At 68.5% G+C, this 19563-nt stretch carries 19 protein-coding genes; 8 read left to right on the forward strand and 11 right to left on the reverse strand.

What is annotated here, in order from left to right; genetic code table 11:
- On the forward strand, positions 1 to 813 hold an 813-nt coding region (locus tag VH914_09645), incomplete at its 5' end, for a hypothetical protein (GenBank protein HEX4491454.1).
- Here the strand turns inward: VH914_09645 and VH914_09650 are convergent.
- From VH914_09650 to VH914_09660, 3 genes are all read right to left on the reverse strand, one after another.
- A complete protein-coding gene (locus tag VH914_09650) occupies positions 770 to 3163 on the reverse strand; it encodes a DNA translocase FtsK 4TM domain-containing protein (protein ID HEX4491455.1) in 2394 nt (797 codons plus the stop codon). The genes VH914_09645 and VH914_09650 overlap by 44 nt on opposite strands.
- A 253-nt stretch (positions 3164 to 3416) precedes the next feature.
- Positions 3417 to 4196: an SDR family oxidoreductase gene (locus tag VH914_09655; GenBank protein HEX4491456.1), complete on the reverse strand. Its 780-nt coding sequence runs from the start codon at positions 4194 to 4196 to the stop codon at positions 3417 to 3419.
- Positions 4197 to 4200: 4 nt separating this feature from the next.
- Positions 4201 to 5871, reverse strand: coding sequence for a ribonuclease J (locus VH914_09660; protein ID HEX4491457.1), 1671 nt, complete (start codon positions 5869 to 5871; stop codon positions 4201 to 4203).
- Positions 5872 to 5984: 113 nt separating this feature from the next.
- Between VH914_09660 and VH914_09665 the strand changes: the two genes are divergently transcribed.
- Positions 5985 to 6410 (forward strand): hypothetical protein, encoded by a 426-nt coding sequence (locus VH914_09665; protein HEX4491458.1) that lies wholly within the window; start codon positions 5985 to 5987, stop codon positions 6408 to 6410.
- 81 nt (positions 6411 to 6491) lie between these two features.
- Here VH914_09665 and VH914_09670 read toward each other — a convergent pair whose 3' ends face one another.
- Together VH914_09670 and VH914_09675 are read right to left on the reverse strand one after the other, a co-directional pair.
- Positions 6492 to 7619, reverse strand: coding sequence for a ferritin-like domain-containing protein (locus VH914_09670; GenBank protein ID HEX4491459.1), 1128 nt, complete (start codon positions 7617 to 7619; stop codon positions 6492 to 6494).
- Positions 7616 to 8254 (reverse strand): TetR/AcrR family transcriptional regulator, encoded by a 639-nt coding sequence (locus tag VH914_09675; GenBank protein HEX4491460.1) that lies wholly within the window; start codon positions 8252 to 8254, stop codon positions 7616 to 7618. Before VH914_09675 ends, VH914_09670 begins: the two co-directional genes overlap by 4 nt.
- 171 nt (positions 8255 to 8425) lie before the next feature.
- On the opposite strand from VH914_09675, the gene VH914_09680 reads away from it, so the two are divergent.
- Positions 8426 to 9343, forward strand: a complete 918-nt coding sequence (locus tag VH914_09680) for a hypothetical protein (GenBank protein HEX4491461.1) — start codon at positions 8426 to 8428, stop codon at positions 9341 to 9343.
- 131 nt (positions 9344 to 9474) lie between these two features.
- Here VH914_09680 and VH914_09685 read toward each other — a convergent pair whose 3' ends face one another.
- Together VH914_09685 and VH914_09690 are read right to left on the reverse strand one after the other, a co-directional pair.
- Complete coding sequence (locus tag VH914_09685; protein HEX4491462.1) at positions 9475 to 9726, reverse strand: hypothetical protein; 252 nt, start codon at positions 9724 to 9726, stop codon at positions 9475 to 9477.
- 6 nt (positions 9727 to 9732) lie between these two features.
- Entirely contained in the window at positions 9733 to 10719 is a 987-nt protein-coding gene (locus VH914_09690) for an IS1595 family transposase (protein HEX4491463.1), read from the reverse strand.
- Between the two features lie 100 nt (positions 10720 to 10819).
- On the opposite strand from VH914_09690, the gene VH914_09695 reads away from it, so the two are divergent.
- Positions 10820 to 11602, forward strand: coding sequence for a hypothetical protein (locus VH914_09695; GenBank protein HEX4491464.1), 783 nt, complete (start codon positions 10820 to 10822; stop codon positions 11600 to 11602).
- A gap of 160 nt (positions 11603 to 11762) precedes the next feature.
- Here the strand turns inward: VH914_09695 and VH914_09700 are convergent, their stop codons facing one another.
- Positions 11763 to 11912, reverse strand: a complete 150-nt coding sequence (locus VH914_09700; GenBank protein HEX4491465.1) for a hypothetical protein — start codon at positions 11910 to 11912, stop codon at positions 11763 to 11765.
- Between the two features lie 553 nt (positions 11913 to 12465).
- Positions 12466 to 13392, reverse strand: coding sequence for an IS1595 family transposase (locus tag VH914_09705; GenBank protein ID HEX4491466.1), 927 nt, complete (start codon positions 13390 to 13392; stop codon positions 12466 to 12468).
- Between the two features lie 171 nt (positions 13393 to 13563).
- Here VH914_09705 and VH914_09710 point away from each other — a divergent pair, with 171 nt between their 5' ends.
- Positions 13564 to 14946 carry a hypothetical protein gene (locus VH914_09710; GenBank protein HEX4491467.1) on the forward strand — a complete coding sequence of 461 codons (1383 nt, stop codon included), beginning with the start codon at positions 13564 to 13566 and terminating at the stop codon, positions 14944 to 14946.
- On the opposite strand, the gene VH914_09715 is transcribed toward VH914_09710, so the two are convergent.
- Positions 14943 to 15560, reverse strand: coding sequence for a TetR/AcrR family transcriptional regulator (locus VH914_09715; GenBank protein ID HEX4491468.1), 618 nt, complete (start codon positions 15558 to 15560; stop codon positions 14943 to 14945). The genes VH914_09710 and VH914_09715 overlap by 4 nt on opposite strands.
- A 51-nt stretch (positions 15561 to 15611) precedes the next feature.
- On the opposite strand from VH914_09715, the gene bioA reads away from it, so the two are divergent.
- From bioA to VH914_09730, 3 genes are all read left to right on the forward strand, one after another.
- The gene (bioA, locus tag VH914_09720; protein HEX4491469.1) at positions 15612 to 16904 is read left to right on the forward strand and encodes an adenosylmethionine--8-amino-7-oxononanoate transaminase; all 1293 of its coding nucleotides are present in this window, start codon (positions 15612 to 15614) and stop codon (positions 16902 to 16904) included.
- 82 nt (positions 16905 to 16986) lie between these two features.
- Positions 16987 to 18132 carry an 8-amino-7-oxononanoate synthase gene (locus VH914_09725; GenBank protein HEX4491470.1) on the forward strand — a complete coding sequence of 382 codons (1146 nt, stop codon included), beginning with the start codon at positions 16987 to 16989 and terminating at the stop codon, positions 18130 to 18132.
- On the forward strand, positions 18129 to 18779 hold the full coding sequence (locus VH914_09730) for a dethiobiotin synthase (protein HEX4491471.1): 651 nt from the start codon (positions 18129 to 18131) through the stop codon (positions 18777 to 18779). The genes VH914_09725 and VH914_09730 overlap by 4 nt, the downstream gene beginning before the upstream one ends.
- Here VH914_09730 and dapB read toward each other — a convergent pair.
- Positions 18745 to 19533, reverse strand: coding sequence for a 4-hydroxy-tetrahydrodipicolinate reductase (gene dapB / locus VH914_09735; GenBank protein ID HEX4491472.1), 789 nt, complete (start codon positions 19531 to 19533; stop codon positions 18745 to 18747). The genes VH914_09730 and dapB overlap by 35 nt on opposite strands.
- Positions 19534 to 19563 lie beyond the last annotated feature (30 nt).

The following is a 19563-nucleotide window of genomic DNA, read 5'->3' on the forward strand; positions in this document are numbered from 1 at the left end:
CTCGTGACGATCGACTCGCTCCTGTCGACGCCGGTCGGCAACTACGTCCTGGATGCGCTCGTCGAACGCGGGGTCACGACGGCGGCGATCGACGCGATCACCGAGACCGCTCTCTACGAGTGCGTCACGGCCGGCGCCGCCGAAGCGTCGTCGGCCAAGTTCCGTGACCCACCGGCGCGCGGCTTCCCGTGGGACGAGGTCACCACGCTCGAGGTCGTCACCGCGTTGTCCGACGCGGTGCTCTCGAGTGAGGCCGCGCGCTGGTGGTCGTCGCGTGCGCTCGACCGAGCGCAGCTCTGGATCGGCGCGCCGGATGCGATCCCGCAACCGGCCAACCCGTCACCGCGCCACTACGACAAACCTCCGAACGAGATCTGGACGTCGTCCGCGCTCGACGATGGCACGAGCGCGTGGTGGCCGCGGTTGCGCGAGGGTGCCGACGGGCCCCCGCCGACGGAGACGCAATCCGTATGGCGACTGACGCCGAGTCCCGCCGCACGCGTCTTCGAGATCACGAGCGCTCAGGACTACGCGTGGCTCCGCAGTGAGTTCGCCGATTGGGACGCAATCGCGCAGGCGTACGACGGCATCCATCTCGGCGTCGAAGGTCTGATCCGCGCGCAAGGCGTGCCGTGCGGATCGGTGATGCTCGACGACTGGGACGTCGAGTCGACCGCGTGGCTGCGTTGGTGCTTCGACGGCCTCGAGCGTGTGGCCGACCTCGAACCAGATCACGCGCACACGAGCGTGCCCGTGCTGCACAACCCGATCAAACGCGCGATTTCATCTCTTCGAGCTCGTCCGCCGTCATGAGCACCGAGCGCGCCTTCGACCCTTCCGACGGGCCGACGATGCCGCGCCGCTCGAGCAGGTCCATGATCCGACCCGCGCGCGCGAAGCCGACGCGCAGCTTGCGCTGCAGCATGCTCGTCGAGCCGAGACCGCTGGTGACGACGAGCTCCATCGCCTCGTCGAGCAGCTCGTCGCCCTCGTCGTCGACCGCGTCCGCACGCGAGGTGCTGCCACCCTCCGCACCCTGCACGCCGTCGATGTAGTCGCCGTCGGTCGCCTGGCGCCGCCAGTGGGCGACGACCTTGCGCACGCATTCCTCGTCGACCCAGGACCCTTGAATCCGCTCGGTCCGGCTCGACGACGCCGCGAGCAGCAGCATGTCGCCCTTGCCGACGAGCTTCTCGGCGCCGGGCTGGTCGAGGATGACGCGCGAGTCGGCGAGGCTGCTCACTGCGAACGCGAGGCGGCTCGGAATGTTCGCCTTGATCACGCCGGTGATCACGTCGACCGACGGCCGCTGCGTCGCGATCACGAGGTGGATGCCGACGGCGCGCGCCATCTGCGCGATGCGGCAGATGCTCTGCTCGACGTCGCGCGCCGCGACCATCATGAGGTCGTTGAGCTCGTCGACGACGATGAGGATGAACGGCAACCGCTCGTAGGTCTTCTCGCCATCGAGCGGGTCGGGATCTTCCTCGGTCGGCAGCTCACCGCGATCGAACATCGAGTTGTAGCCGGTGATGTCGCGCACACCGACCTCGGCGAGGAGGTCGTAGCGCATGTCCATCTCGCGCACCGCCCACTCGAGCGCGTTCGCCGCGAGCTTGGGCTTGACGACGACCTCGGTGAGCAGGTGCGGCAGGCCGTTGTACTGACCGAGCTCGACGCGCTTCGGGTCGACGAGGATGAGGCGCACCTGATCGGGTGTCGCTCGCATCAGGATCGACGTGACGATGCTGTTGATGCAGCTCGACTTGCCCGCGCCGGTCGCGCCGGCGATCAGCACGTGCGGGAACGTCGCGAGGTTCGCGAGCACCGACTTGCCCGCGATGTCGCGACCCATCCCGACCTCGAGGGGGTGCACCGCACGCTTCGCCTCGTCGGTCGCGAGGATGTCGCCGAGCGTCACCACCGGGCGCATGCGGTTCGGCACCTCGACGCCGATCGCGCTGCGGCCCGGGATCGGAGCCAGGATCCGCACGTCCTGACTCGCCATCGCGTACGCGATCTCCTTGCTGAGACCGGTGACGCGGCTGACCTTCACACCGGGCGCGAGCTCGAGCTCGTAGCGGGTGACGGTCGGCCCGACGGTCGCGCCGATGAGGCGCGCGTCGACACCGAACTCGTGCATCGTCGCTTCGAGGATCTCGCCGCCGGCATCGATGAGGCGGGAGTCGATCTGCTTGCCGGAGCCCCGCTTGAGGATGTTGGCGGGCGGAAGCTTCCACACGCGCTTCTCGCGGCGCGCGACGGGCCGGAGGTCGACCTCGGCTTCCTCCTCTTCCTCCTCGTCCTCGTCCTCTTCTTCTTCCTCTTCTTCGTACTCCTCGTCTTCGTCCTCGTATTCCTCGTCCTCTTCGGCTTCCTCGTCGAGCTCGTACTCCTCGTCTTCTTCCTCTTCTTCGTCCTCTTCCTCTTCTTCGTCCTCGAGGAGCGACTGGTCGAAGAGCACGGCGCGCTTGTTCGCGGCCGACTGGACGAACGGAGCAGGGCTCAAATGCGCGGGCGCTTCGAGCGAAGCGTCCGAACCGACGGACGCGACCGCGGCATCGCCGTCTTCGTCGACGGTCACGTCTTCGCGCTGCGTGAGCTCGAACAGCTCCTTGAATCCGGAGCGCGCCAGACGGCCGAGCGCGGCGACGCCGCCGAGCGCGTCGCGCAGTCCGATGTGTGCGACGAGCAGGAAGCCGAACACGAACAACGCGACGAGCACGACACCCGCGCCGAAGGGTCCGAGCGCGGCTGCGAGCGGACCGGCGACGAGCGCGCCCAACACGCCCCCGGCATGACGCAGGCGCGTGAAGCTCTGCGAGTCGGGACGACCCGCGAGCAGGTCGAGCACGCCGACCGCCGCGAGCACCACCGCGACGAGACCGATACCGACGCGCACGCCGCGCCGCTCGGGCTCCTCGTCGTCCTCGTCGACGTACGAGCGCGCGACCAGCGCGGCCGCGCCGCCGATCAACGCGATCGGAAGGAGGAAGCGACCGTCGCCGAGCACCGCGCCCGCGCCGGTGTCGAGCGCGCGGCCGAAGGGCCCCGCGAAGTGGAAGCAGATCGCGAGCCCGCAGAGGATCCCCACGGCCGCGAGCGCGACCGCGAGCGCGTCACTCTTGTGGCTCTCGAGCTGGGTCGAGAGCGCCTCACGCAAGGCCGCGAAGCGCGGCTCGCGCCGCAGCTTCCGGCGGGCCGTCCGCCCCCGTCCCCGCCCCCGCTTGGCCGGGGCGCGGCGGCTGGACGCCGGCCGACGAGTGGTCGTCGTGGCCATCCGAGCACCGTAACACCGGCCACATGGACAACAGTGCTTTCTCGTCGCGCTCGCTGCGGGCCGGGAAACCCGGCCCGCGGACTGTCGCCGCTCCGAGACGCGGGATGGGAGTCGGCGAGGTCGCGCGGGCGTGCCGCTACAACGTCGGGACGTAGCCCCCGTCGACCGGATAGACGTGCCCGGTGATCCACGAGGCCGCGTCGCTACACAGGAGCGTGACGAGCGCGGTCGGATCGCCCGGGTCGCCGACGCGCGGCACGAGGTACGGCCGCGCGAGACGGGCCTCGAGATCGGGCTGCGACTCGAGCGCGGCCGCGAGCGGACCGGTCTTCATCGCGCCGAGCGCGACGCAGTTGACCGTCACTCCCGACGCGCCGACCTCCGCGGCGAGCCCGCGACTGAAGCCCATCGCGCCGGCCTTCGCGGATCCGTAGATCACCTGCATGCGCTCGCCGCGCCGCCCCGCGTCGGACACGATCGTGACGACGCGACCCCAACCGTTGCGCGCCATGTCGCCGACGTACGCGTGGGTGACGTGCAACACCGCGCCGAGGTTGAGGCGCATGTCGGTCTCCCAGTCGTCGGGACTGGTCTCGATGAACTTCTTCAGCGCGAAACCGCTTGTGGGGATGCCCGCGTTGTTGACGAGGATGTCGACGGGACCCGTCTCCTCGCGCATGCGCAGCACCTTGACCGGGCTCGTGACGTCGGCCTTCACGGGGCGCGCGCTCCCTGGCCCTTTCGCAGCCTCCGCGACCGCGAGCGCGCGCTCTTCGTAGATGTCGTTGACCCACACCGACGCGCCCGCGCGCACGAACGCCGACACGATCTCCGCGCCCACGCCGTTGCCGCCCCCGGTGACGAGCGCGGTACGCCCGACGAGGTCGATCGTGTATTCGGATCCCCCGCCACTCACGCGCTCAGGCCTCCATCACCACCGGGATGACGATCGGCCGCCGCCGCGTGCGCTCCGCGATGAAGCGACCGAGCGACTTGCGCGCGTGGCGGCGCACGGTCTCGAAGTCTTTCGGCGCTTCGGGATCGAGCTCGTTCAGCGCGTCGGCGACGACCTGCTTCGCCTCTTCGAGCAGCTCTTCGGCCTCGGGCGCGTACACCCAGCCGCGCGTGACGATCTCGGGACCGGTCAGCACCTTGCCGGTCTGCGCGTCGACCGTGACGATGACGACGACGACGCCTTCCTCCGACAGCGCGCGCCGATCGCGCAGTACCCCGTGACCGACGTCGCCGACGATGCCGTCGACGTAGGAGTAGCCCGCGGGAACCGCGCGCCGTTCGACGTCGACACCGCTCGGCCCGAGCGTCACGAGGTCGCCGTCCTCGCAGATCAGCACGCGCTCGGGCCGCACGCCGACCGCGCGCGCGAGACGCGCGTGGTGCACGAGGTGCCGGTACTCGCCATGGACGGGCACGAACCACTCGGGCGACAGCAGGCTGAGCACGAACTTCAGCTCTTCCTGCGAGGCGTGGCCCGACACGTGGACGCGCGCGTTGCCGTCGTGCACGACGTCGGCGCCCGCGCGGTGCAGCGCGTCGATCACACGCGAGACGTTCGCCTCGTTGCCCGGAATCGCGTGGGCCGAGAGCACGACGACGTCGTCGTCGGAGACCTTCACGTACTTGTGCTCGTGCGCCGCCATCAACGACAGCGCGCTCATCGGCTCGCCCTGCGAGCCCGTGCAGATGATGCACAGCTCGCCCGGCGCGTAGCGGCTCGTCTCCTCGATGTCGACGATCGCGTGCGCGGGCACGTCGAGCAGCCCGAGCTCACGCGCCATCGCGACGTTGTGCACCATCGAGCGGCCGAGGAACGCAAGCTTGCGTCCACCCCCGATCGCCGCGTTCGCGACCTGCTCGATCCGGTGCAGGTGCGACGCAAAGCAGGCGACGATCAGACGACGGTCCGCGTGCTCGCGCACGAGCGCGCGCATCGCCTCGCCGACGGTCGACTCCGACGCGGTGAAGCCCGGGCGCTCCGCGTTCGTCGAGTCCGACAGCAGGAGCCGCACGCCGCCGTTGCGGCGCGCGATCTCACCGAGCAACGCCAGGTTCGTGTGCCGGCCGTCGACCGGCGTGAGGTCGAGCTTGAAGTCGCCGGTGTGCACGATCGTCCCTACGGGCGTGAAGAACGCCGTCGCGAAGCCGTGCGGAACCGAGTGCGTGACGGGCACGAACTGGCAGTCGAACGGCCCGATCGACCGGCGCTCGCCGTCGAAGACGGGCACGAACGTCGCGCGGTCGATCAGCCCCGATTCCTCGATGCGATTGCGCGCCATCGCGAGCGACAGCTGCGATCCGTAGATCGTGAGCTCCATGTCGCGCAGCAAGAACGCGAGCCCGCCGGCGTGGTCCTCGTGCGCGTGCGTGATGAAGACGCCTTCGACGCGGTCCGCGTTGTCACGCACGTACGAGAAGTCGGGCAACACGAGGTCAACACCCGGCATGTTCTCGTCGGGGAACATCAAGCCGCAGTCGACGAGCAGGATGCGATCCTCGACCTCGAGACACAGGCAGTTGCGCCCGATCTCACCCAAACCGCCGAGGAAGACGATGCGGACGGCAGGATCGCTCATTGAACGTTGACGCTACCGCGCACGACACACCTCCTCCTGCCGCACGAGAAACGCGTGGTCGCGCCGCGAGGCGATGCCATGATGTGCTCGCGGGCGCGAGATGGGGAGCATGGATGGGAATCGCGTACCGCCTCGATCCGGTCTTGGGGCTGACCGTGACGGTGTTCGACGGAGTGATCACCGGCGAGGAATGGATCCAGGAGGTACGCGAGCTCTTTGCGGATCCCGCGTGGCCGGCGGGGCGCCTGAGCCTCACTGATCTCCGCACCGCGGACTCGCACCTGCTCACGGCCGAGCACCGCCAGGAGGTCTACGAGATCAACCAGGCGCACGCGAAGCAGCTCGTCGGCATGAAGAGCGCCGCGATCGCCGGAATGCACTTCGACGAAGCCCGCGAGTTCGAGCGCGGCAACCGCCAGTCCGGCATGCGGCTCATCGCGTTCGACGACGTCGGCCCCGCGTGCGCGTGGCTCGGCATCGATGCCGCGGCCGTCAACCCGATCCTCGCGGAGATGCGCGCCCAGCTGCGCGGCGACTGACGCGCCCGAACGCCGCGTGAACGCGACGACGCGCGCCCGGCTGACGGGCGCGCGTCGCGTCGAGCGGTCGCCTGCGGAGGATCAGGCGACGGCGCGGTCCTTCGCGACCTCGTCGAGCATGGCGTACTCCTCACCGGTGTCGGTCCAGTCCTCGAACTGGATGACGCCGAGCTCGGTGAAGCGCTCGCGCAGCCAGCCGTCGCCGGCGTCGAGCAGACCGAGCTTCTTGCAGTTCGGCACGATCTTCGAGAAGAGCAACGACTGGAACACCGCACGGTCGGGCGCCTGCATCACGAGCTTCGTCGCCATCTTCACGTCGACGCCCATGCGGTCCCACACCTCCTGCTGGAGGAACCGGTCGCGCATGCGCACCGCGGCCTCGAACGCGAACTCCTGGCGCTCACGGATCTCGCTCGCCCCGAGGCCCGCGTAGTACTCCTTCAGCGAGAGCACGCCGAACGCGACGTGGCGCGCTTCGTCGCTCATCACGTAGCGGAGCAGCTTCTTCAGCAACGGCTCGGTCGTCATCTGGTGCATGAAACCGAAGGCTGCGAGCGCGAGGCCCTCGACCATGATCTGCATGCCGAGGTACGTCATGTCCCAGCGCGGGTCGCGAATGATGTCGTCGAGCAGCATCCGCAAGTGCGCGTTGATCGGGTAGTGACCCGACAGCTTCGTGTCGAGGTACTTCGCGAACACCTCGACGTGACGGGCCTCGTCCATCACCTGCGTCGCGCCGTAGTACTTGGCGTCGATCCACGGCACGGTCTCGACGACGCGCGCGGTGCAGATCAGCGCGCCCTGCTCGCCGTGCATGAACTGCGAAAGCGTCCAGTTCTGCGACTCGACGCCGAACTCGATCCACTCCTTGTCGCCCCACTTCGCGAACGGCGTGCCGCTCAGGTCGAGGCCGGCGCCGAACATGCCGTCGGCCCCCGCCTGCGCGGTCGCGTTGGCGAGGACGACCTTCTCCTGGTCGACGTCGGTGTCCCACGGCAGGTCGGTCTCGCCGTTCCACTGCGACGTCTTCGCCTTCTCGTAGAGCTTCACGAGTGCGGGACGGCTGCGCTCGTAGTCCCACGTGAAGATCGTCTCGGGAGAGGAGGTCACCTCGTGGACGACGGCGTCGACGTCCTCGTTGGTGATCGAAAGGATCGCCTCGAGATCGTTGATGTCCTCGCGGCCGATCAGATCGGTGAAGTCGCTCATGGTGTCACTCCCTGGGACGAGACGGTGGTGAGCCCGGGGACGACGAAGTCGTCGACGAGCGCGCGGACGGAGTTGGGATCGGACAGCTCGACGGTGTCGGTCGGGCTACAGAGATACGAGAGGAGGATGCGCGCCAGCCATTCGGCCGCGCGCGCGGCGTCGTCGGAGTCGAGGAAGCGCGCGAGCGCGGGTGCGACGACCCGCGCACCGGCGTCGAGGACGCGGTCGGCGCCGTCGAACGCGAGGTGGGGCAACAGCAGCTCGGGCTCCGCGAGCAGGACGAAGTTCAGTGCGTCGTGGGCGGTGAGCCAGCGTTGCGCTTCGAGCACCATTGCGACGACCGCATCGGACAGCGTCGTTGCCGATGCGGCCGCGTGGTCGAGCGCGGCCGAGAGCGTCGCGGCTTCACGTGCGACGACCGCGCCGAGCAGCGCGGGCTTGCCGGGGAAGTACCGGTAGAGGGTGGCGCGAGAGACGCCGGCCTCGCGGGCGACGTCGTCGAGCGTGCTCTTGGAGACGCCGACGCGCGCGATACAGGCCAGGGCGGCGTCGACCAAGCGGGTCGCGGCCGGCCCCGCGGCGCCGTCCAGCCCGACCGGTTCGATCGGCGGCACGGCGACCAGCGGTTCCTGCACGGGCGGCAATCCTCCGAGCCCAGGCCGGCCGCAGCTGCGGCCAACTCTCTGAGACGGTAAGCCTCGTTTCGTCTCACCGTCAATGTGTCACGCGTCACAACGAGTCACTTGCCACACCCAACCCGGCTACCCTACTCCGGCGTGGGTTGGGCACGGTTCGTAGGTAGATCGGTGCGGACCGGCTGGTCGTGGCTCGCCCAGGTTCTCGATGGCATGGGCAGGGTGCTCCTGCTGCTGTTTCTTGTCGGAATTGTCTTGGCGCCCCCAGTGGTGATTAGCCACGGAGGGCACCACCTGCTCAGCGGAACACTCACGCTCGCGGGCCTGGCCTTCGTGCTGCTCGTCGCGTGCTTCTCGATCGGGGCGTATCAGATTTACAGCGACGACCAGGCGAGCGTCACTCGCCAACCGCCGGACGATCAGGTCGAACTGAGCTTCACGCCTTGGAATGTCCTGGGCGTATGCGCCTTTCAGGTCACCAACGACGGCCATACGGACTGGTTCAGCGCCAGTTGGGTCGACGACCTTGATTTGCGAGACGACGTGCATTGGGATGCGATCGCGTCAGGGTCGAAATCGAAGGAGCTGGGGCACGCCTGGCTTCCGATTCCCGAACGTCGGTTGGTGCCCGGAGAGGTCAAGCGACTTTCTGTGCGCTTCACCTCGCGCAGGCATCGGCCACTCGACGTACCGATCGAGTTACGGCTCACGCTCCTGGGCAACCGTCAGGTCCGACTTGCCGATGGACAGTGGCCCGAGCAAGACGAGGACTGGCGTCGAGACGTGAGCGCGCTCCTAGCGCGCCTGCGTGTGTTCCGTGAGAACTTCGACAAGATGTCAGGGACGGCCAACCTGACTCCGACCGCACCCGACCGGCTTTACGAAGCGCTGGAGAAGGAAGTCCGTGACTGCGCGCCTGTCGGAATGAGATTCCTCGACAGCTTCCGCAGCACAATCAAGCTGCTGGACGGCCGGTCAGATAGCCAGAGCCGGATGCCCGCGATCCGCGCCATCGCGTTCAAGCAAGAGTGCGATAGAGCGATCGGACGGCTAGAGCTGGGGCTAGCCGAGCCTGATGAGGAAGCGTGAGCTACTCGCCGCCGTCGCTGTCGTCTTCGGAGTCGTCGCCGACGCCGAGCAGCACGCGCATCACGTCTTCGGGATCGCCTTCGATGTTGATCGTCTCGTTGATGTCTTGCTTGGGATCCACGGCTTCAAGGCTACGCCCCACTGGACGAGCGTCGTCGCCGCCGCCGATCCGAGACGACCGCGTTCACCATCGCAGCAACGAGTGCGCACAGAAACAGTACGGCGGTGAGGTCCTCGTTGATCTGCGCAGCGATGAGCGTTCCGCCGACCAGGACCATTGGCAGGCCGACCCGGAATTCGACGCCCCGCCGCTCTTTGGGTGCCGCGAGGGAGCGCGCTACCACGAGGGCTATCAGCGCGGCGCCGACGAGAATGCCGATCACGGCTTCCTATCGGCCGTTGATGAGCGGCCGGTAAGAGAGTCGCCGGCCCGTCTGGCCCATGAGCCGCGCCATGCGCTGAGTATCGCTGAGCTTCCGAGTGGAGAACCGGAAGTCGAACTCCGCGAGGTAGCGGTCGAGGTGCTCCGCGCTGATCCGGTGGTGCGTTCCGTCGAGCGACCGCTTCAGCTGCGAAAAGTAGTTCTCGGCGCGGTTGCTGGTGATGTCGCCACGGACGTACTCGCCGCCAGCGTGGTACACGGCGTCGTGTCCGCCGCCGAACTGGTTGCCGATGAAGTTGTAGCGGTTCGACTCGTCGGTCATGAGTCGCGAGTCGCGTACGTCGACTTGGCGCGCGATCGCGTTGTAGAGGTTTTCGCTGGTGATCTTCGCCATGACCTTCGACCGCGCCTCGCCCGTCTCGCGGTTGACGAGTGTCAGCACCGGAGTCTTCTCGGGGATGATGCGCTTGGACGGCTTCGCGTCCGGGCTGAGCGTTCCGCGGATCGCACGCGACTTGCCGCCGATGTAGGCCTCGTCGGCTTCGATCGTGCCGACCATCATCGCGACGCCCTTCGGGTCGCGCTTCATCGCCTCGCGGATGCGGTGCATCATGAACCAGGCCGTCTTGGGCATGAGGTCGTACTTGCGCTGAATCTCTCGCGCGGCGACGCCGTTCTTGGACGACACGATCTCGAAGACCACGAACAGCCAAGTGGTGAGCGGGATCTTGGACCCGTGGAAGATCGTCCCGACCGTGACCGTGAACTGGCGACGGCACGCCTTGCACTTCCAGACCCGCCGTTCGCTGACCTTCCCGCGTCGGGTGGTGCGCCCCGCCTCAGCCTTCGGCGTCAGGAAGTAGTGCTTCGCCGTGGACTGGCAGTGCGGGCAGACGGGGCCCTTCGGCCACCGCAGCTCCTCCATGTATTCGTACGCAGCGGCCTCGCTGGTGAGGCGCTTCTGAAGGGCGGGGATTGAGGTGCGCTGGGCCATGAACCAAGTATATGCCACACCCATGGGTTTGGCAAGTGACTCGTTGTGTCACGCGTCACAACGTGTGACTTGACAAACCACGGATGAGTACGCTCTGTTCGTGGGCTCCAAGGTGTCGCTTTACTGGACGGCGGTACGGCGACACTGGACCTCGGTCCTAGTGACCTGGGGTACAGGCCTTGGCCTCGCCTTCGGGCTGAACGCTGTTGGCGTCGTCAAGCGATGGCCGTGGTGGGCGATCGCGGCGCTACTCGTGCTCGGACTGTTCGTCGCTCAGTTCCGCGCGTGGCGTGAGGAACACGTCGCTCACGACGACTTGAAGGAACGGCACGACTACCTGAAGACCAAGCATGACGAGGTTGTGGCCAGCCATGCAGCGACCGTGCAGTCACTTCATGAGCGACTCGACAAGCGCCCGGTTCACGACCTGCACGAAACGAACCTCCGTGCGAGCGTCGACACACTGAAGGCCTCGATCGAGCGCGGCGCCGTACCGCGCTATGGGGAACCGGATCGCTTCGTACTGCGCGAAGCGTTCGAAGCCCACTTCGCTGACTGCGCCGAAGAAATCAAGGCTTACCGGGACGCTTCGGCTCGGGAGAAAATCGCTGAGGACGTATGGACGAAGAACTTCGACGACGCGATCGTCGTCCACGGGCTCGATCAGCCGCCGCTGCACGCGGCCGATCTGCGAAATGTCCTACTCGCCAGCGCGAAGAAGGCCATCTTCGCCGAGAGCGGTCGGGAGCGCGAGGACGCGCTCCCGCGCTGGTGGCATCCGAGCCGCGACATGGGTGCGGATCTACGCGAGGAACGGCGCATGTTCCGCTTTCCGACGGCGCGCTCACTGACGATCAGTTTGAAGCGATCAAGGCGAAACTAGACCAGGCGTTCACGGAGATGACCGAAGGTCACGGCGTGACCGCTTGGCGAGCCGCCCTTTCCGAGCTCTTCGAAGCCGCTGCGGACGCCTCAACAGTGCTTGAGCGCGCCCGCGATCGGGTGCTCTATCAACGCGCCGACTGCTCGCAGTGTCGGGATGGTTAGGCGGGCTCGATGTTTACCTCGCCGCCGTCTTCGTCGTCGCAGTCGTCCGACTCGTCGCGCGGTGCCATGTGCAGGAACGCGCGGATCAAGTCGATGGGGTCGGCTTCGCTGTTGACCCGTTCGTCCATGTCGCGCTTGGGGTCCACGGCCCGAGCGTAGGCCCCTGGGGGGTGCGGGTCTCGCGAAGGCTCCGTGGTCCGTCTTCCAGAGGAGCTGCTCGACTGACGCTCAGGTCACGAGCCGTCAGGCCCGATAATTGGGCCGTGGGAATGAGCGCCGACGATTCCAACGACCGGGACACCGCCGAGCCCGGCTTGTCGCTCATGCTCGGCTCATGGTCAGCGCGAGATCTGAGGCGCGCCTGGCTCTTGGGCGTCGCGCTCAGCGCGCCGGTCGGATTGGCGATCGGATTGTTCTTCGGGCCGTACACGGCTGGCGGCGGACTACCGGGCGCGGCTGCGATCCCCGCACTCGGTTTTCCACTCGCCTGGAGCGGGATTTGCGGCCTCGCGTGGCGAGACCAACGCCGACAGAAACGATCGCGTCGTCATCTGACATGAAGCGGCAGTCTTCCCGCGCGTCGCGTCGGTGTCTACCGTCCGGTGAGCGGCCGGTAGCTCAGTCGCCGGCCCGCGGTCTGGCCCATGAGCCGGTTCATCCGCTGAGTGTCGCTCAGCTTCCGGTAGTGGCTCAGTTTGATCAAACTGAGCCACTACCCAGCTTCCGCGTGCTGAATCGGAAGTCGAACTCGGCCAGGTAGCGGTCCAGGTGTTCCGCGCTGATCCGGTGGTGCGTTCCATCAAGCGACCGCTTCAGTTGCGAGAAGTAGTTCTCCGCGCGGTTGCTGGTCACGTCACCGCGGACGTACTCACCGCCCGCGTGCCACACCGCGTCGTGCCCGCCAGTGAACTGGTTCCCGATGTTGTCGTAGAGCTTGGACTCGTCGGTCATGAGCCGCGAGCCGTCCGGGTTCACCTGGTGGTTGATCGCGGAGTAGAGGTTGTCGCTGGTGACGCGCGCCATGACTCGGGTCCGCGCTTCGCCCGTCTCACGGTTCACCAACGTCAGCACCGGAGTCTTCTCGGGCTTGATGCGCGGCGACGGCCTCGCGTCCTTGCTGAGCGTGCCGCGAGCAGCGCGGGCCTTGCCGCCGATGTAGGCCTCGTCGGCTTCGATCGTGCCAACCATGCGCGTCGCAGTGGGGTTGCGCTTCATGGCCTCACGAATCCGCATGGTCATGAACCACGCCGACTTCGGCGTCAGGTCGTACTTGCGCTGCACCTCACGGGCCGAGACGCCGTTCTTGCTGGCGCACATCTCGAACAGCACGAACAGCCACGACCGAACCGGGATCTTGGAACCGTGGAAGATCGTCCCGGTGAGCGCCGAGAACTGCTTGCGGCACTCGCGGTTCTTGCACTTCCAGACTCGCCGCGGCGACTGCGCGCCGGTCCGCGTGGCGCGCGTCCCGGTCCCACTGCGAGGCGTGAGGAACACAACCACCGTCGAATCACAGTGAGGGCACACCGGCGAGTCGCCCCACCGAAGCTCTTCCAAGAACTGGTAGGCCGATGATTCGTCGGTCACACGTTTCGCCAGAGCCGGGATCGAGAGGTGCTGCGCCATGCCCTCATTCTCGTCCCGCAGGTCTGGTTTGTCATGTGACACATTGTGTCACGCGTCACAGTTCTCGGCCGGGGCGAGACCTTTCGTGACCGTTGCTGGCGTCGACTCCTGCGACGTACAGTGGCGGGGCCACAGCGGTTCGCGGGCAGGGGGCACGGTCAGATGGCGGGTGTGAGCATGACGCCGCGGGTGCGATTCCGGATCGTCGCGATGGCGCTGGGCGCCGTGATCGCGCTGGCGCCGGCGGTCGTCGTCGCCTCGGCAGGCGCCGCGGCAGCCGCGACGAGCTGTACGAACACTGCGTTCATCGGGCTCGGCGACCCGCCGACGGCCGGCTCGATCGCGTCGGCCGGTCAGGTCGACTGCTACCAGTACTTCGCCAAGAAGGGTCAGGCGATGCGCGTCCGTGTCGTCGGCACCGGCGGCGGGCTCGTTCCGAGCACCGCGGTCGACGGCCCGAGCGGCGGCGCGATCTGCGGCCCTTCGACCAACGCGGACCAGACGTGCAAGGCCTCGTCGAAGGGCCTCCAAACGATCGCGATCCAGGCGGCGGCGAACACCGGCAGCTACACGGTGCAGATCCAGCTCACGCACCTACCGGTCAACTGCGCGAGCCTCGGCTTCGCCAACCCGCCGAACACGGGCACGATCGTCGCCGGCGCGATGTCGTGCTTCACCTTCAAGGCACCCGCGGGCTCGCATCTCGTCACGCGCGCGGTCGCGACGAGCGGTTCGCTCGTGCCGCAACTCGAAGAGCTGAACGCGAAGGGCAACACGCAGTGCGGCCCGGACGCGACGCTCGAGCAGAACTGCCGACTGCTGTCGGGCGGGAACGAGACGCTCTTCGTCGAAGACGCGGCCGGACCCAACGCCGGTTCGTTCGCGTTGTACGCGCAGCTGACCCGCAGCGTCGGCTGCACGACGCTCAAGCTCGGCAAGGCCGTGCAGTCCTCGATCACGAGCGCAGGCCAGACCGACTGCTACCACTTCACCGGCGTGCACGGTCACCGCATGCGCGTCACGGTCGCGACGACGAGTGGCGCGCTCGTCGCGAACACCGAGGTGTTCAAGCCCAACGGCACGAGCTTCTGCGCGACCTCGACGGTCACCGAGCAGAGCTGCCGCCTCTCGAGCGACGGCACGCACACCGTGTACGTGTCCGACGTGAACGGCACGGCCACCGGCAATTACACGATCTACGTGCAGGACCTCGCGGCACCGCAGAACTGCACGACCGTCCAGTACGGCAACCACGGTGATCAGCACCCGGCGACGATCTCGTTCCCGGGCGCCGAGAACTGCTACCTCTTCGCCGGCACCGGCAACACCGGTGCTCACCTCACCGTGAAGACGACCAGTGGTTCGTTGACGCCCGCGTTCGACATGTACGTGCCGAGCGGCGGCGACTTCGTGTCCGGTCGGTGCGACCACAGCGCAACCGACGAGCGCTGCTTGCTGCCGACGACGGGCACGTACCTCATCATCGTGCGCGACGCGAGCGCGAAGAACACGGGCAGCTACTACTACACGCTCACCGAACGCATCTTCAGCTAGTCGCGCAGGATTCCACCGAGCAGCTCGCGTCGCACGAGCGCCACGACCTGCGCGGGATCCTCGAGGTCGAATCGTCCCGGCGCGCCGATGAGCGAGAGCACGGCGCGCGCGAGATAGTCGGCCGCGCGATCGAGGTCGACACCATCACGCAGTCGACCCGCGCGCTGCTCACGCGCGAGGTAGGGCAAGAGGAAGTCGGCGATGAACGGCAGCGTCTTCGTCGCCTCGGTGCTCAGCAGACCGAGCAGACGCTCCGGCTCGGTCACGAGGATCTTCTGCAACAGCTCGTGCTCGAGGAGCGTGCGGCGCGCGAACACGAGACCGTCCTCGAGCAGGCCGGCTAGGTCGGCCGCGTCCTGCACGTGATCGGCGAGGCGGATGAAGTACCGGCCGATCTCCCAGCCGACGGTCTCGCGCAGCAGCTCGTCGCGCCCACCGGGGAACTGCCGGTAGATCGTGGCGCGCGACACGCCCGACTCCTTCACGACGTCGTCGATCGTCGTCTTCGCGAGCCCGAAGCGCGCGACGCACGTGAAGGTCGAGGCGAGCAGGCGCTGGCGCGCGCCCAGCGGGTCGGCGGGCTCGGCGACAGGGCCGGCGGCCTCGGGACTCACGCCGACATTCTGACCCGGATCGGGCGGCACGTTGTTCCGTAGGATCGGCTCGTGACCACGTCCGAAGAATGGATCGCTCGGGACGCCGCGGTCGTGTGGCACGGCTTCACGCAGATGTCTGCGTACGCGGACAACTCCCCCATCGTCGTCGACCGCGCCGAAGGCCACGAGCTCATCGACGTCGACGGCCGCCGCTACCTCGACGCGATCTCGTCGGTCTGGGTGACGACGCTCGGCCACCATCATCCCGACCTCGACGACGCACTCCGCGAGCAGCTCGACAAGGTCGCGCACACGACGATGCTCGGAAACGGCAACCGTGCGGTCATCGAGCTCGCGGAGGCGCTCGCGCCGGTGGTGCCCGTCGACGATCCGCACTTCCTCTTCGCGTCCGACGGCGCGGCCGCGGTCGAGCAGGCACTCAAGATCGCGTTCCAGTACTGGGCGAACATCGGCGTCTCGGGTCGCACCCGCTATCTCGTGTTCGGCGGCGCGTACCACGGCGACACGATCGGCTCGCTGTCGCTCGGCGCGGGCGGCTTCGGTACCGACCTCTACGACCCGCTGCGATTCGCGGTGCTGCGCGCGCCCGCGTTCGACGATCCGGCGTGCTTCACGCGAGCGGTCGAGCTCGTCGCCGCGCACGCGCACCAGCTCGCGGCGGTCGTCGTCGAGCCGATGGTGCAGGGCGCGGCCGGCATCCTGCTCGGCGACCCCGACGGGCTGCGCGCGCTCGGCGCCGCGTGCGCGGAGCACGACGTGCTGCTCGTGTGCGACGAGGTCGCCACCGGGTTCGGGCGCACCGGAACGTTGTTCGCATCCGAGCAGTGCGGGCTCCGACCGGACGTGCTCTGCATCGCGAAGGGCATCACCGGTGGTTACCTGGCGATGTCGGCGACGGTCGCGAACCGGCGCGTGTACGACGCGTTCCTCGGCGACGATCTCGGCGAGCGGACCTTCTACCACGGCCATTCCTACGGCGGGAACGCGCTCGCAGCCGCGGTCGCGCGCCGGCACCTCGAGATCCTGCAGAAGGACGACGTGCTGACGAACGTCGTCGCGCGCGGCGAACAGCTCGCGGCGCTCCTGCACGCGCGCTTCGACGCGCACCCGCACGTGCGCGAGGTGCGAGCCAGAGGCTTGATGGCCGGCGTCGAGCTCGCGCCGCCCGATGCGGGCCTGCGCTGGGGCCGGCGCGTGACCGCGGCGACCGTGGCGCGCGGCGTGCTCGTGCGACCGATCGGCGACGTCGTGATCATGGTCCCGCCGTTGACCATCACCGCACCCGAGATCCACCGCATCGTCGACGCCGTGGGCGCGGCCGTCGACGAGGTGACGGCGTGAGCAGCCCGGCGCAGACCGCAGGCGCGGTCACGACGGGTACGACGCCGAACCGTTCGGATCGAGCGCCGGAGATCGAAGCCGCATGAGCACGTGGTCGGCGTGGGCCGAGCGTGAAGGCGCGGCGATCCGCGACGCGGGCCAGTGGCGCGAGCCACGGTCCTTCGACGGCGGTGGACCGACGGGAACGATCGGGCCTGCGGGCGCGCCGGTCGTGTCGTTCGCTTCGAACGACTACCTCGGACTCACGCAGCATCCCGACGTCGTCGCCGCCGCGCACACGGCGCTCGACCGGTGGGGCGCGGGTTCCGGATCGGCGCGACTGATCGTCGGCGCGCGGCCGATCCACGACGAGCTCGAGCGCGCGCTCGCGGATTGGAAGGGCGCGGATCGCGCGGTGCTCTTCCCCACCGGTTTCGCCGCGAACCTCGGCGTGCTCACGACCCTCGGTGCGCCCGATGTGCTCGTCTGCTCCGACGAGCTCAACCACGCGTCGATCATCGACGGTTGTCGGTTGTCGCGCGCGTCGACCGCGGTATATCGCCACGGCGATGTCGAACACCTCGACCGGTTGCTCGCTCGACGGGAGCAACCGCGCGCGCTCGTCGTCTCCGACACGGTGTTCTCGATGGACGGCGACATTGCGGATCTCGACGGGTTGGCGGCGGTCGTGGCGCGGCACCGCGCGCTGCTCGTGCTCGACGAGGCCCACGCAGTTCTCGGCCCGGAGTATCCGGCGTCCGGATTCGACGGCGTCGACGCGGTGCGCGTCGGCACGCTCTCGAAGACGCTCGGATCGCTCGGTGGATTCGTCGTCGCGTCGGAGGCGCTCGCCGCGCTCATCGTGAACCGCGCCCGCTCCTACATCTTCACGACCGCGAGCACACCCGCCGACACCGCGGCCGCGCTCGCCGCGGTGCGCGTGCTCACGAGCTCGGAAGGCGAGGCGCTCGTAGCGAGACTTCGCGCGCACGTGGAGCGCGTGCGCGCCGGTCATCCGTCGCCGATCGTGCCGATCCTGTGTGGCGAGGAGCGCGCCGCGGTCGATGCGGCGAACGCCTTGCTCGCGCGCGGCCTGCTCGTGCCCGCAATCCGCCCGCCGACGGTCGCGCCCGGCACCGCGCGCCTGCGCGTCGCGCTCTCGGCCGCGCACACGGACGCGCAGATCGACGCGTTGATCGCCGCGCTCGCCGACCTCGCGCCGCTCGACGTGCACGCGACGACTCGATGATCGTCGTCGTCACGGGGACCGGCACCGAGGTCGGCAAGACCTGGTTCACCGCGGCGACGATCGACGCGCTGCGCGCCGACGGTCGCTCGGTCGTCGCGCGCAAGCCGGTGCAGTCGTTCGATCCCGCCGACGCGCATCCCACCGACGCCGACGTGCTCGCGCGCGCGACCGGCGAGTTGCCGGAGACGGTGTGCCCACGCCCGCGCTGGCTGCCCAAGGCGGTCGCGCCGCCGATGGCCGCGGACGCGCTCGGGCTTCCGTCGTTCACGATCGCCGAGCTCGCGGTCGAGGTACGCGCCGGCACGGGTGCCGACGACGCGATCCTGTTCGTCGAGGGGGCGGGCGGCGCGCGATCGCCCATCGCGGAGGACGGCGACACGGTTGCGCTCGCGCACGCGCTCGCAGCCGACGTGGTCGTCATCGTCGCCGACGCCGGGCTCGGCACCATCAACGCCGTGCGGCTGACGGTCGCGGCGCTCGGAAACTGGACACCGATCGTCGCGCTCAACCGCTTCGACGCGCGCGACGAGTTGCACATCGCCAACCGCGACTGGCTACGAGCGCGCGACGGCTACGAGGTCGTGACCGATCCCGCGCAGCTCGCCGCCGCGCTCACACTCCGAGGATCCCCTCGAGCCCGATCGTGAGGCCGGGCCGCGCCGCGATGTGCTTCACCGCGAGCAGCACGCCGGGCATGAACGACGAGCGGTCGTACGCGTCGTGCCGAAGAATGAGGCTCTGACCGGTCGTGCCGAGCACGACTTCTTGGTGCGCGACCATGCCCCGCATCCGCACCGAGTGCACCGGGATGCCGTCGACGGTCGCGCCACGCGCGCCCTCGGCGACGAGCTTCGTCGTCGGGTCGTCGGCCCAGTCCTTCGACGCCGCCGCGAGTCGCTTCGCGGTGAGCACCGCGGTGCCCGACGGCGCGTCGATCTTCGCGTCGTGGTGCAGCTCGATGATCTCGGCGGTTTCGAAGTAGGGCGCCGCGAGCTCGGAGAAGCGCATCATCAGCACGGCGCCGATCGCGAAGTTCGGCGCGATCACGGCGTTCGCGGCGCTCTCGTCGAAGAGCTTGCCGAGGTCGAGCAGCTCCGTGTCGGTGAAACCGGTCGTGCCGACGACCGCGTGCACACCGTGCTGCGCGCAGAAGCGCAGGTTCTCGCGCGCGGCGTCGATCACAGTGAAGTCGACCGCGACGTCGGCACCCGTGTCGAGCAGCGCCTGCGTGCCGCCGGACATCTGCACGCCGGTGCCGTGCACACCGACCTGACCGAGGTCGATGCCCGCGTGGTGCGGGTCGACCGCGGCGACGAGCTCGAGCTCGGGGTCCGCGTGCACCGCCGCGCACACGGTCGCGCCCATGCGCCCACCCGCGCCGAACACCCCGACCTTGATCACGCGCCGAACTCTAGGCCCGCGCCTCGCGCC

Source organism: Acidimicrobiia bacterium (genome assembly GCA_036271555.1).
In the GTDB taxonomy this organism is placed as follows: Bacteria; Actinomycetota; Acidimicrobiia; order IMCC26256; family PALSA-610; genus DATBAK01.

Bases quoted from the DNA above. Each gene is read 5' to 3' on its own strand.
- VH914_09690 (HEX4491463.1), bottom strand. From the start codon at position 10,719: ATGGCCCAGCGCACCTCAATCCCCGCCCTTCAGAAGCGCCTCACCAGC.
- VH914_09705 (HEX4491466.1), bottom strand. From the start codon at position 13,392: ATGGCGCAGCACCTCTCGATCCCGGCTCTGGCGAAACGTGTGACCGAC.
- VH914_09670 (HEX4491459.1), bottom strand. From the start codon at position 7,619: ATGAGCGACTTCACCGATCTGATCGGCCGCGAGGACATCAACGATCTC.
- VH914_09725 (HEX4491470.1), top strand. From the start codon at position 16,987: ATGAGCACGTGGTCGGCGTGGGCCGAGCGTGAAGGCGCGGCGATCCGC.
- VH914_09660 (HEX4491457.1), bottom strand. From the start codon at position 5,871: ATGAGCGATCCTGCCGTCCGCATCGTCTTCCTCGGCGGTTTGGGTGAG.
- VH914_09730 (HEX4491471.1), top strand. From the start codon at position 18,129: ATGATCGTCGTCGTCACGGGGACCGGCACCGAGGTCGGCAAGACCTGG.
- VH914_09665 (HEX4491458.1), top strand. From the start codon at position 5,985: ATGGGAATCGCGTACCGCCTCGATCCGGTCTTGGGGCTGACCGTGACG.